The sequence below is a fragment of the Flavobacterium sp. AED genome, assembly GCF_000812945.1.
Classification (GTDB): Bacteria; Bacteroidota; Bacteroidia; order Flavobacteriales; family Flavobacteriaceae; genus Flavobacterium.
In genome coordinates this window covers 187,356-203,369 of the sequence record NZ_JSYM01000003.1, presented here as the reverse complement: position 1 = coordinate 203,369, position 16,014 = coordinate 187,356, and the positions used below count along the sequence as shown (strand labels likewise).

Annotated in this window: 10 protein-coding genes; 9 read left to right on the top strand and 1 reads right to left on the bottom strand. The window is 34.9% G+C overall.

Annotated elements, in window-relative coordinates; genetic code table 11:
• Positions 1–14: 14 nt before the first annotated feature.
• The 8 genes from OA85_RS12435 (at position 15) to OA85_RS12400 (ending at position 11,381) form a co-directional block, all read left to right on the top strand.
• On the top strand, positions 15–2,297 hold the full coding sequence (locus tag OA85_RS12435; protein ID WP_039110107.1) for a GH92 family glycosyl hydrolase: 2,283 nt from the start codon (positions 15–17) through the stop codon (positions 2,295–2,297).
• A 4-nt stretch (positions 2,298–2,301) separates the two neighbouring features.
• Complete coding sequence (locus OA85_RS12430; protein ID WP_039110106.1) at positions 2,302–3,762, top strand: glycoside hydrolase family 125 protein; 1,461 nt, start codon at positions 2,302–2,304, stop codon at positions 3,760–3,762.
• Between the two features lie 203 nt (positions 3,763–3,965).
• Positions 3,966–5,054 (top strand): glycoside hydrolase family 18 protein, encoded by a 1,089-nt coding sequence (locus tag OA85_RS12425; RefSeq protein WP_039110105.1) that lies wholly within the window; start codon positions 3,966–3,968, stop codon positions 5,052–5,054.
• 97 nt (positions 5,055–5,151) lie between these two features.
• On the top strand, positions 5,152–6,234 hold the full coding sequence (locus OA85_RS12420) for a sulfatase-like hydrolase/transferase (RefSeq protein WP_039110104.1): 1,083 nt from the start codon (positions 5,152–5,154) through the stop codon (positions 6,232–6,234).
• A 101-nt stretch (positions 6,235–6,335) separates the two neighbouring features.
• A complete protein-coding gene (locus OA85_RS12415) occupies positions 6,336–8,657 on the top strand; it encodes a family 20 glycosylhydrolase (protein WP_197056085.1) in 2,322 nt (773 codons plus the stop codon).
• A 66-nt stretch (positions 8,658–8,723) separates the two neighbouring features.
• A complete protein-coding gene (locus tag OA85_RS12410; RefSeq protein ID WP_039110103.1) occupies positions 8,724–9,632 on the top strand; it encodes an ROK family protein in 909 nt (302 codons plus the stop codon).
• A gap of 78 nt (positions 9,633–9,710) precedes the next feature.
• On the top strand, positions 9,711–10,706 hold the full coding sequence (locus OA85_RS12405; RefSeq protein WP_039110102.1) for an isoaspartyl peptidase/L-asparaginase family protein: 996 nt from the start codon (positions 9,711–9,713) through the stop codon (positions 10,704–10,706).
• Positions 10,707–11,381 carry a copper homeostasis protein CutC gene (locus OA85_RS12400; RefSeq protein ID WP_039110101.1) on the top strand — a complete coding sequence of 225 codons (675 nt, stop codon included), beginning with the start codon at positions 10,707–10,709 and terminating at the stop codon, positions 11,379–11,381.
• Between the two features lie 88 nt (positions 11,382–11,469).
• Here OA85_RS12400 and OA85_RS12395 read toward each other — a convergent pair whose 3' ends face one another.
• Positions 11,470–13,839, bottom strand: a complete 2,370-nt coding sequence (locus tag OA85_RS12395; RefSeq protein ID WP_039110100.1) for a TonB-dependent receptor domain-containing protein — start codon at positions 13,837–13,839, stop codon at positions 11,470–11,472.
• A 300-nt stretch (positions 13,840–14,139) separates the two neighbouring features.
• Here OA85_RS12395 and argS point away from each other — a divergent pair, with 300 nt between their 5' ends.
• A complete protein-coding gene (gene argS, locus OA85_RS12390) occupies positions 14,140–15,918 on the top strand; it encodes an arginine--tRNA ligase (protein WP_039110098.1) in 1,779 nt (592 codons plus the stop codon).
• The last annotated feature ends 96 nt before the right edge of the window (positions 15,919–16,014 follow it).

Below are 16,014 nucleotides of genomic sequence, written 5' to 3'. Positions count from 1 at the left end.
ATATTTTATAAGGTATGAGAAAAATAATAATTATTTGCGGTTTGTTTTTTGTTTTTGTTGCAGCGAATGCACAGACTGAAGTTATAGATCCAGTAGAATATGTAAACCCTTTAATGGGAACACAATCTTCACCCAATCTTTCTAATGGGAATACATATCCCGCAATTTGCAGACCTTGGGGAATGAATTTTTGGACACCGCAAACCGGTAAAATGGGTGATGGATGGGCGTATACTTATACTGCCGATAAGATTCGAGGATTTAAACAAACCCATCAGCCTTCGCCTTGGATGAATGATTACGGGCAGTTTTCTATTATGCCTGTTACAGGTAAATTAGTTTTTAAAGAAGAGGAAAGAGCCAGTTGGTTCAGTCATAAAGCCGAAACTGTAAAGCCGTATTATTACAGCGTATATCTGGCTGATTATGATGTGACGACTGAAATAACAACAACCGAAAGAGCAGCGCACTTTCAAATTACATTCCCGGAAAATGAGCAATCTTCCATCGTAATTGATGCTTTCGATAAAGGTTCTTATATTAAAATTATCCCTTCCGAAAATAAAATTATTGGATACACAACTCGCAATAGCGGTGGTGTTCCTGCTAATTTTAAAAATTATTTTGTGTTACTATTCGATAAGTCTTTTTCATCAAATTATACTTGGAAAGACACTGTTTTGGAAAAAGATAAATTGGAAAGTTTAGCCAATCATGCAGGTGCTGTAGTAAGTTTTAAAACTAAAAAAGGGGAGAAAATCAATGTCAGAGTCGCTTCTTCATTTATAAGTGTCGAGCAAGCTGAGTTGAATTTGAAAACGGAATTAGGGAATGCTTCTTTTGAAAAAACTGTTGTGGAATCAAAAGAAGAATGGAATAAAGTTTTAGGAAAAATAAAAGTGGAAGGAGGAAGTGACGAACAATTCAAAACTTTTTATTCTTGTTTGTACCGCACAGCATGTTTCCCCCAAAAGCAATATGAAATAGATTCGAAAGGGAAAATTGTTCATTACAGCCCTTATAATGGAAAAGTATTGCCGGGTTATATGTACGCCGGTACTGGTTTTTGGGATACTTTTCGAGCGTTGTATCCATTACTTAATTTAGTTTATCCTGCTATAAATAAAGAAATGCAGGAAGGTTTGATTAATGATTATAAAGAAGGTGGCTTTTTGCCGGAATGGTCCAGTCCTGGATTTAGAAATGTGATGGTGGGGAATAATTCGGCTTCCGTAGTTTCGGATGCTTATATAAAAGGATTGCGAGGATATGATATTGACAAGTTGTACGAAGCATTAGTACACGGAGCCAATAATGAAGGACCGATGGATGCGGTAGGAAGAACAGGAGTGAAGTATTACAATACGTTGGGTTATGTTCCTTATGATGTAAAGATTAATGAGAATGCGGCACGAACGTTAGAATATGCGTATGATGATTTTGCTATTTGGAAATTGGCGAAAGCCTTAAATCGTCCAAAAGCAGAAATTAATTTGTTCGAAAAACGAATGATGAATTATAAAAACGTTTTTAATCCTTCGATTAAGTTGATGAGCGGAAGAAATAAAGACGGAAGTTTTCCTGCGGATTTCAATCCTTTCAAATGGGGAGATGCTTTTACCGAAGGGAATAGTTGGCATTACAGCTGGAGTGTGTTTCATGACGTGCAAGGTTTGGTTGATTTAATGGGTGGAGAAAAAGCATTCACTACTAAGCTGGATGCAGTTTTTACTATGCCTCCAGTTTTTGATGACAGTTATTATGGCTCGGTTATTCATGAAATACGTGAAATGCAAATTATGAATATGGGACAATATGCACATGGGAATCAGCCTATTCAACACATGATTTATTTGTATAATTATGCTGGTCAGCCTTGGAAAACGCAGTATTGGTCCAGAGAAGTAATGAATCGTTTGTATAAACCAACGGCAGACGGTTATTGTGGTGATGAAGATAACGGCCAGACTTCGGCTTGGTATATTTTCTCCGCTATGGGTTTTTATCCCGTTTGTCCAGCCACAGAGGAATATGTTCTTGGAGCACCTTTGTTCAAAAAAACAACTTTAGAATTAGAAAATGGCAAGCAGTTAATTATAAATGCACCAAATAATTCGGGAGATAATAAATACGTTCAGGAGTTAAAATGGAATAATGAAACCTACACAAAGAACTATATCAATCATTTTGATGTGTTGAAAGGTGCCGAGTTGAATTTTGACATGATTAGTACGCCCAATTTACAAAGAGGAACTTCAGCGAGTAGTTATCCATATTCTTATTCAACTTCAAAATAATACGATGCAAACACGTAGAAAATTTATAAAAAACACAGGAATTTTATCCGCGGGATTATTAGCACTTCAATCGAAAGTTTTTGCTTCTGAGTCCAATATTTTTAATTTTCCAATGAAGGATTTTGTTAGCAAACGCCCTCCATTGGCCGAGAGAAAATTTACCAGTAAAGCAGTAGAAGCCGCTATTGTACGCATCAAGAAACAAATAGCGAATCCTGAGCTGGCTTGGTTGTTCGAAAACTGTTTTCCAAACACATTAGACACTACAGTCGATTTTGAAATCATCGACGGAAAACCGGATACGTATGTGATAACTGGAGATATCGATGCGATGTGGTTACGGGATAGTACCGCCCAGATTTGGCCTTATCTCCCATTTGTAAAAGAAGACGCTAAACTTGGAGAGTTGGTAAAAGGAGTAATCAACCGCCAAACGAAATGTATTTTGCTCGATCCGTATGCGAATGCTTTTTATAAAGATTTTACGAAAGTAAGTGAGTGGAAAAATGACTTGACCAAAATGAAACCCGGCATTCATGAGCGTAAATGGGAGATAGACAGTTTGTGTTATCCTATCAGACTGGCGCATGGGTATTGGAAACAAACTGGAGATACAAGCTTGTTTGATAAAAAATGGAAAGAAGCGATGCTTTTAGTATTGCAAACGTTCAAAGAACAACAACGAATGCATGATAAAGGGCCTTACAGTTTTCAGCGCGAAACGGCTTGGGCAACTGACGGAGTTCCTTTAAGTGGTTATGGTTATCCGGTAAAACCTTGCGGATTAATCGTTTCTACTTTCAGGCCAAGTGATGACAGTACTTTGTTTGGGTATTTGATTCCGAGTAATATGTTTGCCATCGAAGTGCTCGGTTATTTAATGGAGATTTTCTCTTTACCGGAAATGAAAGATATTGATTTGGTCGCTAAAGCAAAAGAATTGCAGGAACAGGTTCAGAAAGGATTAAAAGAAAATGGAATTATTGAGCATCCAAAATTTGGAAAAATCATCGCTTTTGAAGTAAATGGATATGGAAGTTTTCACATGATGGATGATGCCAACGTGCCTTCCTTATTGTCATTACCTTATTTAGGAGCCATTCAACCTAATAATGCTTTATATCTTAATACTCGAAAAGTAGTGCTTTCAGAAAACAATCCGTTTTTCTATAAAGGAAAAGCTGGAGAAGGTGTTGGAGGTCCCCACACTGGCGCTGATACCATCTGGCCGATGAGTATAATTTTAAGAGCAATTACAAGTGTAGATGAAAAGGAAATCCGAATGTGTATTAGCAATTTGATAAAAACAAATGCAGATACGGGGTTTATGCATGAATCCTTTCACAAAGACGATGTCACAAAATTTACCCGTAAATGGTTTGCCTGGGCGAATACATTGTTTGGCGAATTGATTGTTCATACAAGTATCAAATATCCCCAAATTTTAAAGGATAAAAATATTTAGACAATGGCAATGTCAATTACAATAGCAGGACATTCGGTTTTAAAATAAACTATTTTTTAATCTATAAGAAAATCATAGCTTCATTTTGTTGCTTTAAAATCTGCATAAATCTGCGAGATCTGCGTGCTTATTTTTTTTACACAGATTTAGACATATCAATGGCAATATCAATTACAATGTAAAAATCAATAAATAATGTAAAAATGAAAAGTATAAAATTCCTTTTTTTGTTACTTCTTATTACTAACGGTATAACTGCTCAAAGCAATAAAAAATTAGCTGTAATTGCGTATTATACGGGTGATGATAAACTAATAAATGAATTTGAGGTCAATAAACTGACGCATATCATCTATAGTTTTTGTCATTTGAAGGATGGTAAATTAAATGTCGATACCGCTAAGGATTCTATCACCATTAAATATTTGGTATCCTTAAAAGCTAAAAATCCACAACTCAAAATTATGTTGTCTTTAGGAGGCTGGGGAGGTTGCGCTCCTTGTTCGGATGTTTTTTCTACAGCAAAAGGAAGAGCAGTTTTTGCGAAATCAGCACAAGAAGTCAATACTTATTTTAAGTGCGATGGATTAGATTTGGATTGGGAATATCCTACCATTGAAGGATATCCAGGTCATTTGTATCAAGAAGCAGACAAAAAGAATTTTATGGAACTTATAAAAACTCTTCGTCAAACTTTAGGAAATAAGAATGAATTGAGCTTTGCGGCTGGAGGATTCCAAAAATATTTGGACCAATCCGTGGAGTGGAAAAAAATAATACCATTGGTAGATCGTGTAAACATTATGAGTTATGATTTAGTCAACGGTTATTCAAAAGTCACAGGACATCATACGCCATTGTTTAGTACGAAAAAGGATGAAGAATCTACAGATAAAGCAGTAAGTTACTTATTAAAATTAGGAATACCAGCCAAAAAACTAGTCATTGGGGCAGCTTTTTATACCCGAGTTTGGAAAGAAGTATCAGCTGTTAATAATGGTTTATATCAATCTGGGGTGCCAACTAATGGGGTGAATTTTAGAGAATATTCTACCTCATTTACAGAAGCTAAGGGTTGGAACTATTTTTGGGACAAAAAAGCAAAAGCGCCTTACTGGTATAATGAAAAAGAAAAATTATTTGCTACTGGCGATGATATTTCTTCAGTTAAGGCAAAAACGGACTATGCAATACAAAAGAAACTGGGCGGTATTATGTTTTGGGAACTGGTTTTAGATACTTCCCGCAATGGCATGTTAGATGCGATATACCAAATAAAAACTGCTAAATAGCATTTCTTAATCTGAGTAAAACGGCTGCATTCGTTTATAGTAGATTACAAGAGTCAATCATAAATAAAGAATCTATCTGTATCATATAAAAAATAAAATGAAAAAAATCGGATTACTATTATTGCTTTTTGTTAGTGTTATTTCTAATGCACAACAAGCGGAAAACATTATCATCATAACAACGGATGGATTTAGATGGCATGAACTATTTGAAGGTATGGATTCATCTATTGCCAATGACCGAAAATTTAACCAAGGGGATAGTACTTATCTTTTTAAAAAATATTGGAGTGATAATGTTAAAGAACGCAGGGAAAAGTTGCTGCCTTTTATCTGGTCAGTAGTTGCTGCAAAAGGACAATTATATGGCAACAGAAATTATAACAATAAGGTAAATAATGCCAATCCTCACTGGTTTAGTTATCCAGGGTATAGCGAAATAATGACGGGTTTTGCTGATCCTGCCATAAATTCAAATGACTATGAACCCAACCCACATGTTACTGTATTAGAGTTTTTAAATCAGCAACCAAAGTTGAAAGGGAAAATAGCAGCCTTTGGAGCTTGGGAAGCCTTTGATAGAATCCTAAACGAAAAAAGAAGTGGTATACCGGTAACTTCAGCATTTGATAAAATAGGAGGGACTCATCCAACTGCCAAGGAAAACCTGATTAATAATATGCTGGTTGATTCCTATAAACCTTGGCATCTAGATGAATGTTTAGATGTATTTACACAATATGAAGCTTTAGAGGAATTAAAAACCAAGAAGCCAAAAGTATTGTATGTCGCTTATGGTGAAACGGATGAATGGGCACATAGCGGACAATATCGTTCGTATTTAGATGCCGCTCATCAAGTTGATGCATGGATTAAACAAATATGGGATTTTGTGCAAAATGACCCACAGTATAAAAACAAAACCACTTTAGTCTTTACAACGGATCATGGACGAGGGGACAAAATTAAAGCAGAATGGACAAGCCATGGGAGTGCTATACAAAATGCATCCGAAATATGGTTTGCAGCAATGGGACCAGGGATTACTGCCAAAGGAGAAATTAAAACGGAAGGACAATTATACCAAGAACAATTTGCCCAGACCATTGCGAAACTGTTGGGATATACTTTTAAAGCAAACCATCCGATAGCTAAAGAGATAATGGAAGTGTTGAAATAATTAACCATTTTTCAATCAATAGACCTTGAGTAGTCGAAATCAGTTAAAATAGGAGGGATGAGAATAGCATCTTTCTGGATTATCAAAATAAAATATAACCTATGAATACTATAATAAAACAAACAGTTATGGCACTTAGAAGTTCAGTTCTTTTATATTTTTTATTAATTTCAGGTGTAATAAATGCACAACAACTGCCTTCCATTATTCCAAAACCTGTTGATCTTAAAATAGGGAATGGTTACTTTACGATTGATGAAAATACGGCTATTAAATACAAAAAATCACAAAAAGAGCTTAAAGCAACTGCCCATTTTTTTGCGTCCTATATCAAAAATATTTCAGGATTTTCTTTGAAATCCAATAAGACGGCAACGAAAAAAATTGAGCTTGTAATTGATAAAGACATTCCAGATGAAGGATATCAGTTAAATGTATCGCCAACTGCTATTGTAATTAAAGCAAGCAGTTCTAAAGGTATTTTTTACGGTATGCAATCGGTATTCCAAACCCTATCGGCGATACGTACTAATGCAGCTTTGGAAGTACCTGTTATGCAAGTGAATGATTATCCTCGTTTTAAATGGAGAGGAATGCATCTGGATGTGAGCCGTCATTTCTTTGGTCCTGACGTAATAAAGGAATACATTGATCTTATGGCCTCTTATAAAATGAATGTGTTTCACTGGCATCTAGTGGACGACCAAGGCTGGAGGATTGAAATAAAAAAATATCCAAAACTTACTGAAATTGGTGCTTGGAGAGTGGATCATACCAATTTGAACTGGAGGGAAAGACCTCAGTCTAAAGAAGGAGAACAGCCAACTTACGGCGGATTTTATACACAAGAACAGATTAAAGACATTGTAAAATATGCCGCAGAAAGAAACATAACGATTGTACCTGAAATCGAAATGCCGGGTCATGTGGCTTCTGCTATTGCTTCTTATCCGCAATTGAGTTGTACCCAACTACCACAACTGCCATTAACAGGTGGAAATTATACCAATATGTCATCTAATTATTGTGCAGGTAATGACGAAGTTTTCTCTTTCTTACAGGATGTGTTAACTGAAGTTATGGCACTTTTTCCTTCTACTTATATTCATTTAGGTGGAGATGAGGTTGACAAAGCACCTTGGAAAAAATGCCCACGCTGCCAAGCAAGAATGAAAGCGGAAGGACTGAAAGATGAAAATGAGTTGCAGAGTTATTTCATGAAAAGAATGGAAAAATTTATCATCAGCAAACAAAGAAAAATGATTGGCTGGGATGAAATATTAGAAGGTGGACTTGCTCCAGAGGCAGCTGTGATGAGCTGGCGTGGTGAAGCCGGTGGAATCGAAGCTGCGAAAATGAAACATAATGTAGTGATGACTCCAGGTTCTCCATGTTATTTTGACCATTATCAGGCAGGACCAGAAGGAGAACCTTTTGCTATTGGCGGTTTCAATACCGTAAAAAAAGTATACGATTATGAGCCCATTCCAAAAGAGTTAAACACGGAGGAAGAGAAATATGTGTTAGGTGCTCAGGGTAATGTATGGACTGAATTTATTACTACTACAGAACATCTGGAATACATGGTATTGCCTCGTATGGCAGCTTTGGCAGAAGTTTTATGGTCTCCAAAAGGAAATAAAAACTGGGATAATTTTAATGAACGATTGCAATATCACTTTAAAGGATACGGACAAAAAGGGCTGCATTATTCTCCCGGTAATTTTACGGTAAACATTAAACCTTCTTCTCAAAACGGGCAATTGCTGGTAAATCTCTATTCGGAAGCACTGAACGGAGAAATTCGATATACGACTGATGGTTCAGAACCTACTCTGCAAAGCGAAAAATATGAACAACCTATTACTGTAAAATCTTCTTTTGTACTAAAAGCATCTACTGTTGTAGATGGTCAGATAAAAGGAGTTCAAGCTGTAAAACAAAATTTTGTGATGCACAAAGCCGTTGGAAGTGCAGTGCAATATACCAACCCTGTAAGTGAATATTATTTAGCCGATGGCCCAAATTCTTTGACTGATGGAGTTAGAGGAGGAAATGCACCCGGTAAATATTGGCATGGATTCAGTGGAAAAGATATGATTGCAACAGTAGATTTGGGTGAACCAAAAATAATTAAAAGTATTTCATTGGGCTGTCTGCAGAATTACGGTAGTTGGATTTTTCTGCCTCAATCCGTCAAATTTGAAGTGTCAACTGATGGAACTGTTTTCACTGAAATAAAAACGGTGAGCAATCCAATAGACATTAATCAGAAAACAGCGTTATATGATTTTAACGCAACATTTATACAACAAAAAGTAAAATACATAAGAGTAACAGCTAAAAATAATTTATGTCCTCTAGGGCATAGCGGCGCAGGAAAGCCAGGATGGCTATTTGCAGATGAAATTATAGTAGAATAGCAGCGGTAATGTATCAAAAAGGGCTACGTAACTTTTTAAACAAATAGTAAAACAAGAAAAAAATAAATGAATAAAGAATATGCATTAGGGTTAGATGTTGGAGGAACTCACATTACTGCGGCAGTTATAGCTATTAATGAGATGAAAGTACTGGATTTTTCAGTACATAAAGAGTCTTTTGATTCTAATTTGCCTGCAGTTGAGGTTTTGGATATTTGGGAGAAAGCCATTCGCACTTCATGGAAGAATTCAGGAGTAGAAAAGTTAGAAGGATTAGCGATATGTATGCCAGGTCCATTTGATTATACAAATGGAATTTGTTGGATAAAAGGACAAGCTAAATACGAACATTTTTATAGTTTAAACATTCGTGAATTAATTCGAAAAAGACTTAATTTGTCTGATGATTTACCTATTCTTTTTGATAATGATGCCAATTGTTTTGGTAAAGGAGAATTTTTTAAAAATGCAGAAAATAGTTCAAAAAGACTAATGGGAGTGACCCTTGGTACTGGTCTTGGCGCTTCTTTTATAGATAATGGCAAAGCATTAGATTCAGGAATTCAAGTACCTGCTAATGGTGAGTTATACAATATTCCATTCAAAGAAAGTATTGCCGAAGATTATGTCTCGGTGCGCGGACTTTTATCTCGTTATTATGATGTTAGCGGAATGAATATTAAGAATGGACTTGCGCTTTTTAATCTGGCTAATACAGGAGATGTTATGGCTATAAAAGTATTCGAGGAAATGGGAGAGAATTTAGCGGAGATTGTAATTCCGTGGTTTGAAAAATTTGAAGCTGATAGTTTCATAATTGGAGGTAAAATTGCAAATGCAAGTGCTTATTTCTTATCAGCTTTTAAAGAAAAAATAAAAATTGCAGGTAGTGAAGTTACTGTTTTGGTTTCTGCAGATAATGAAATAGCAGCCTTGCTGGGAGCTGCAAGTATGCTTTATAAAGAAAATATTTAATTAGTTATTGAGGTTCATTTTCTAATTACAGTTGGTTGTTTTTTCAGGCAAAATTATAGTTAATTAAAAGTAAAGAGTATGACAAATCGTAGAAATTTTATAAAAACTGCAGCTATTGGTTCAGTTGCAGTAGCTTTAAATTCGTTCAAAGGAAAATCGGAGGAGGAGAGTAGTTTTTTATCTAAAAAGGGAAAGAAACCCATTGTACTCTCGACTTGGCGATTTGGAATTGAAGCTAATGCCGCTGCTTGGGAAATTTTAAAAAATAACGGGCGTGCCCTAGATGCAGTTGAAGCCGGGGTAAAAATTCCGGAAGGAGACCCAAAAGAACGAAGTGTTGGGTATGGAGGAAGACCGGATAGAGATGGGAGGGTTACACTCGATGCCTGTATTATGGATGAAAATGCTAATATTGGTTCGGTAGCTTGTTTGGAATATATTAAGCATCCTATTGCAGTGGCTCGTGCAGTGATGGAAAAAACACCTCACGTGATGTTGGTTGGCGATGGTGCTTTGCAGTTTGCCTTATCACAAGGTTTTGTAAAGGAGAATTTATTGGTTGAAGAATCCGAAAAAGAGTGGAAAGAATGGCTTAAAACCAGTCAATATAAGCCTATTGCCAATATTGAGAATCACGACACCATTGGGATGATTGCTTTGGATTCAGACGGAAACCTTTCCGGTGCTTGTACTACAAGCGGAATGGCTTTCAAAATGCACGGTCGTGTGGGAGATTCGCCGATTATTGGAGCAGGATTATATGTTGATAACGAAATTGGAGCTGCCACAGCCACAGGTCACGGAGAAGAAGTAATCAGGATTTCAGGTTGTCATTTGGTTGTAGAATTGATGCGTCAAGGTAAATCACCACAAAAAGCGTGTGAAGAAGCAGTTGCTCGAATTGTAAAATTGACTAAGAATAGAAATAAAGAGTTAAAAGACATTCAAGTTGGTTTTATTGCCTTGAATAAGCAAGGAGAATATGGCTCTTATTGCATTCAAGGAGGTTTTAACTATGCTGTTAATGATGCAACGGGAAATCGATTAATTGATGCAGATTATTTTTTAAAATAGATGGAAAAATGTAAACTGGAGATAGCATGTTTTAATCTCCAATCTGTAATTATTGCACAGGAAAATGGTGCCGATAGAGTAGAATTATGTGCCAATATGAAGGAAGGAGGAACAACGCCTGATTTTGAAATAACTAAAGCTGTTCGCAAAATTCTGTCAATCGATTTGAATGTAATGATTCGGCCAAGAGGTGGAAATTTTGTCTATTCAGATGGTGAATTTGAGGAAATGAAAACTGAAATTGAAGAATTTAAAAAATTAGATGTTGATGGTTTTGTCTTTGGAATTTTAAAGGAGGATGGGAGTGTCAATAATGAGCAAAATGCGGCATTAGTGGTATTGGCACATCCGTTTCCATGTACTTTTCATCGCGCTTTTGATGTTGTAAAAGACGTAAATCAATCACTTGAATCCGTAATCGAATGTGGTTTTAAAACGATATTGACTTCCGGACAGGAAAAAAATGTTGTCGAAGGAATTGATGTATTGGCTGAATTAGTCGAAAAAGCGAATAATAGAATCACCATTATGCCCGGTGGTGGCTTGCGATCATTCAATATTGCACTACTAAAACAAAAAACAAATGCTTCCTTTTATCATTCATCTGCCATTACAGATTCCAGTGAAACGGCAAACGGAGATGAGGTACAAGCATTAAAAGGGAATCGGATATAATTTAAAAAACACATTTTTTTAAATCAAAAAACCCAGAGTTGGCATACTCTGGGTTTTTCTTTTTTGCAACAAACTATTAAAACTTATCTTATAAAAGTCCACCACCACCTTGGGTTTCGTTTTTGTCACGTTGTTTTCTCTGAATCGCTTTGTTTTTTCCTGCACCAAAACGGTAATTGAATCCAATATATGCCGATTGACTTTCCCAGTTGAATTGACCTTCCAATTTTTTTGGCTTGGTTCCTTCAAAAGCGAAGTGCATCGTGTTGAAAACATCGCTGAATCGTGCAGTTATGGTTCCACTTCCTTTAAGAACAGTATAACTGGTTCCTAAATCCATTTTCCACATAGGTTGTCTAAGCATTTGTATTCCTAAATCGCGGCCTCTATACATACTAGATAATTGAAAGCGCAAGTTTTTAGAAGCTTTAAATGTATTGCTTATGCGAGCATTAACAGATGTTACATTTACTTCAACAAATTCATCAGCGACTATACCTCTTGTTTTTTTACTATAGGCATCAAAGCTTACGTTAGAACTAAACCATTTTGTGAATTGTAAATTTCCAGAAATTTCAAAACCATAAGCATTGTTGTCGTTGAGGTTAGCATAGGACAAGATTAGCTTAGACGGATCACTAGGATTTTCATAAAGAGTTCTTGTAATTTCATCATTTATTCTTCTGTAAAATACACCAGTTGTTATGGAACCAATTTTTGTTTTTCTGGTATAATTCAATTCATAAGAATTTGTAAATTGAGGAAAAAGCTCAGGATTTCCCTCTGAATCAATTTGTGGGGTACTCCATTCACGTATTGGATTTACTTGATCAATACTTGGTCTGTCCACACGTCTTGAAAAACTTAAATTGAATGAGTTCTTTTCACTCGGGGTGTAATTAATATATCCTGATGGATAAAGTGTAAATAAATCATCTTCGAAAGTCTCGTTATTTTCATTTACTTTTTTGAATAAAGCTTTGGCATTGTATTTTTCGAAACGAGTTCCCACTTGTCCACTCCATTTTCCTATCTGTTTCGAAATATTTGCATAAGCAGAATAAATGTTTCTGTCATAAGAGAAATCGGAATTATAAGAATTATTTAAAAGGAAATTGTTTTTCGTGTTTTCGATTCTGCTTTCTAATCCTAATTCTAGTTTTGTAGTTTTCGTTAAAGGATTGGTATAGTCTAAATTGATTAACGTATTGTTTCCTCTGTTTGTAATGTAATTAGTGGCAGGAGAACTGAAAAAAGCATTTTCCTTGTCGTCATTATTACTGTAATTTACTTCAAGTTCTATATTATGGCCTTCTTTTTTAAAGTCCTTTTTGTAATCGAAATTATAGGCCTGTGAATAATTTTTATTTTTGTTATTAAACAATTGAGTAATATCTGTTTTGGATGGATCAAGAAAATCTACAGTGGTTTTAGAATCTCCATTTCCTCTATAAATGTTTTGTGTAGTATAGAAGGAAATAGTGTTTTTTTCATTCAAATAAAAGTCAAAACCTACTTTGGCTAAATGGGAAGTATTATTATTCAAAAAAGTAAATTTTTGAAAATCTTCCTGACCTGGCTCTGTCGTTTTTATGAATCCGTGATTGGATTGTTTTCCGGTATTCAAACCATAATTTCCATAAATGTTGAACTTCCCAGTTCTGTAATTCATGTCTAATGAGGAATTTAATTTTGGTGTTTTTCCAAAAGTTACACCATTGTTTACACTTCCGTTAAAACCAATTTTACTATTTTTATTCAATACAATATTGATAATTCCACTCATTCCTTCCGGATTGTATTTCGCCGAAGGATTAGTAATTAATTCAATTTGCTTGATGGATGTTGATGGAATTTGTTGTAGTAATTGCGAAGCTTCAATAGTAGTAGGTTTTCCATCTATTAAAATACGTACGTTCGAATTCCCTCTTAGGCTTATTGCATTGGTTTGTGGATCAACACTTACTGATGGAATGTTATTCATGATTTCTGCCGCAGTGGCCCCAGCTGAAATTAAGTCTTTACCAACATTGATTACTTTTCTATCAATCTTTTGTTCAATTGTGGAGCGCTCACTTACCACATCAACACCTTTCAATTGAATCGCATCTTCCTCTAACGGAATTATGTTCATATTGACATTTTTGTCTCCAGTTGTTAATGAAACTGCTTTAGTAATAGTTTTGTATCCAATAAATTGTATTTCAACGGTATAATTTTTTAAAGCTAGATTTTTGATAAGAAAAGTCCCTTTGTCAGAAGTTATCCCTCCCGTAACCACTTTGTTTTCTTCTTTTACAACAATATTTACATAAGGAAGCGGTTCGTTGCTTTTTTTGTCAACTATTTTACCGGATATACTTCCAGGGTTTTCCAGAAGCGTTGGTTTGACCGAATTTTGCGCTTGCATCGAAAACACGGTTCCGAATAAGCATAGTAAAATTAATTTGAGATTCATGATGTTTGTTTTTTGATTAAAATTTGATTGATGATGATGCAAAGGTATTCATTTATTTTAAATATATGTATTGCATAGTACTATTTTATGCATAAAAAAATATTTTATTAAAATGGAATGTTAAAAGTTACCTAATAGACTCTTTAAAGGATAAATTGTTACAAGTATTTTGAAAAAAATAACGCAACAGTAATTAGTAAATATTCAAACTGGATGCTTTGACTAGGAAATTATATTGTTTTCCAATTTTCAAATCGATGCATTATAACTATATTTGCAACCTTTAAATAAATACATAAAATGACATTATCACAAATTCTTACGCCTTCTATTGAAAAAGCGGTTCTAGCTTTATTTGACATTGCTATTGACAAAGTTGAATTTCAAACCACTCGGAAGGAATTTGAAGGTGATATTACGATGGTTATTTTTCCGTTATTGAAAGTTATTAAAAGTAATCCGGTAGAATTAGGAAACAAAATTGGTAACTATTTAGTGGAAAACGTAACTGAAGTGAGTCGTTTTAATGTGGTTTCAGGATTTTTAAACATTGTTATTTCTGATGAATATTATTTAAATTTCTTCAATGAAATAAAAGACAATACAAAGTTTGGTTTCGTTACACCTAATCCTGACGATAAAGCTGTAATGGTGGAATATTCTTCGCCAAACACGAATAAACCATTGCATTTAGGTCACGTTCGTAACAATCTTTTAGGATATTCGGTTGCCGAAATTATCAAAGCATCAGGTAAAAAAGTATATAAAACCCAAATCATAAACGATAGAGGAATTCATATTTGTAAATCAATGTTGGCTTGGCAAAAATTTGGAAACGGACAAACACCAGAGTCAACAGGTTTAAAAGGAGATAAATTAGTTGGAAATTTTTATGTAGCTTTTGATAAAGCTTATAAAGAAGAGATTGCTCAATTAATGAGTACTGGAAAAACGGAAGAAGAGGCTAAAAAACAAGCACCAATCATTCTGGAAGCACAAGAGATGCTTTTGAAATGGGAAGCTGGAGATGCTGATGTGATAAATCTTTGGAAAACCATGAACCAATGGGTTTATGATGGTTTTGCCATTACGTATAAAAATTTAGGAGTTGATTTTGATTGTTATTACTACGAAAGTAACACCTATTTATTAGGAAAAGACGTTGTTCAAATTGGTTTGGAGAAAGGTGTTTTCGAAAAAGATCCTGATGGTTCCGTTTGGATTGATTTAACGGATGAAGGTTTAGATAGAAAAATTGTACTTCGTTCAGACGGAACAGCAGTTTATATGACGCAGGATATTGGAACAGCTATTCAGCGTGTAAAAGATTACCCGGATGTTGGCGGAATGGTTTATACGGTAGGAAATGAACAAGATTATCATTTCAAAGTATTGTTTCTTATCCTGAAAAAACTAGGTTTTGATTGGTCTAAAAATCTTTTCCATTTGTCTTATGGAATGGTGGATTTACCTTCCGGAAAAATGAAAAGCCGTGAAGGAACTGTTGTTGATGCAGATGATTTGATGCAGGAAATGACGGATACAGCTCAAAAAATTGCTGAGGATTTAGGGAAATTAGATACCTATTCTGCCGAAGAAAAAGCAAAATTATACAATACTATAGGTCTTGGCGCTTTGAAATATTATATTTTGAAAGTGGATCCAAAAAAACGAATCCTTTTTAACCCTGAAGAATCAGTAGATTTTGCAGGAAACACGGGGCCGTTTATTCAATATACATATGCTCGAATTCAATCTATTATTCGCAAAGCTAATTTTGATTTTTCAAATACATCAAAAATAGTAACATTGCATGAAAAAGAGAAAGAATTATTGAAACAATTGGAGTTGTTTCCTGAGGTAATTCAAAATGCGGCACACAATCATAGTCCGGCTTTACTGGCAAATTTCACGTATGATTTGGTGCGGGAATACAATTCATTCTATCAGGCTGTTCCTATTCTTGGAGAAGAAGATTTAGAGAAGAAAATTTTTAGGGTACAGTTGTCTAAAAAAGTGGCTGATACTATCGCTGCTTCTTTCAGTTTGTTCGGAATTAATGTTCCGGAAAGAATGTAACAAGATAAATTATTCAAATACAAAACGACTTCAAATTGAGGTCGTTTTTTTGTTAAAATAAATTGAAATTCCCTTTGTCAATTATCCAATTATCTG

What these genes read in the sequence shown, in the direction of transcription:
- OA85_RS12400 (WP_039110101.1), top strand. Translation starts at nt 10,707, where the DNA reads ATGGAAAAATGTAAACTGGAGATAGCATGTTTTAATCTCCAATCTGTA.
- OA85_RS12410 (WP_039110103.1), top strand. Translation starts at nt 8,724, where the DNA reads ATGAATAAAGAATATGCATTAGGGTTAGATGTTGGAGGAACTCACATT.
- OA85_RS12395 (WP_039110100.1), bottom strand. Translation starts at nt 13,839, where the DNA reads ATGAATCTCAAATTAATTTTACTATGCTTATTCGGAACCGTGTTTTCG.
- OA85_RS12435 (WP_039110107.1), top strand. Translation starts at nt 15, where the DNA reads ATGAGAAAAATAATAATTATTTGCGGTTTGTTTTTTGTTTTTGTTGCA.
- OA85_RS12425 (WP_039110105.1), top strand. Translation starts at nt 3,966, where the DNA reads ATGAAAAGTATAAAATTCCTTTTTTTGTTACTTCTTATTACTAACGGT.
- OA85_RS12420 (WP_039110104.1), top strand. Translation starts at nt 5,152, where the DNA reads ATGAAAAAAATCGGATTACTATTATTGCTTTTTGTTAGTGTTATTTCT.
- OA85_RS12405 (WP_039110102.1), top strand. Translation starts at nt 9,711, where the DNA reads ATGACAAATCGTAGAAATTTTATAAAAACTGCAGCTATTGGTTCAGTT.
- argS (WP_039110098.1), top strand. Translation starts at nt 14,140, where the DNA reads ATGACATTATCACAAATTCTTACGCCTTCTATTGAAAAAGCGGTTCTA.
- OA85_RS12415 (WP_197056085.1), top strand. Translation starts at nt 6,336, where the DNA reads ATGAATACTATAATAAAACAAACAGTTATGGCACTTAGAAGTTCAGTT.
- OA85_RS12430 (WP_039110106.1), top strand. Translation starts at nt 2,302, where the DNA reads ATGCAAACACGTAGAAAATTTATAAAAAACACAGGAATTTTATCCGCG.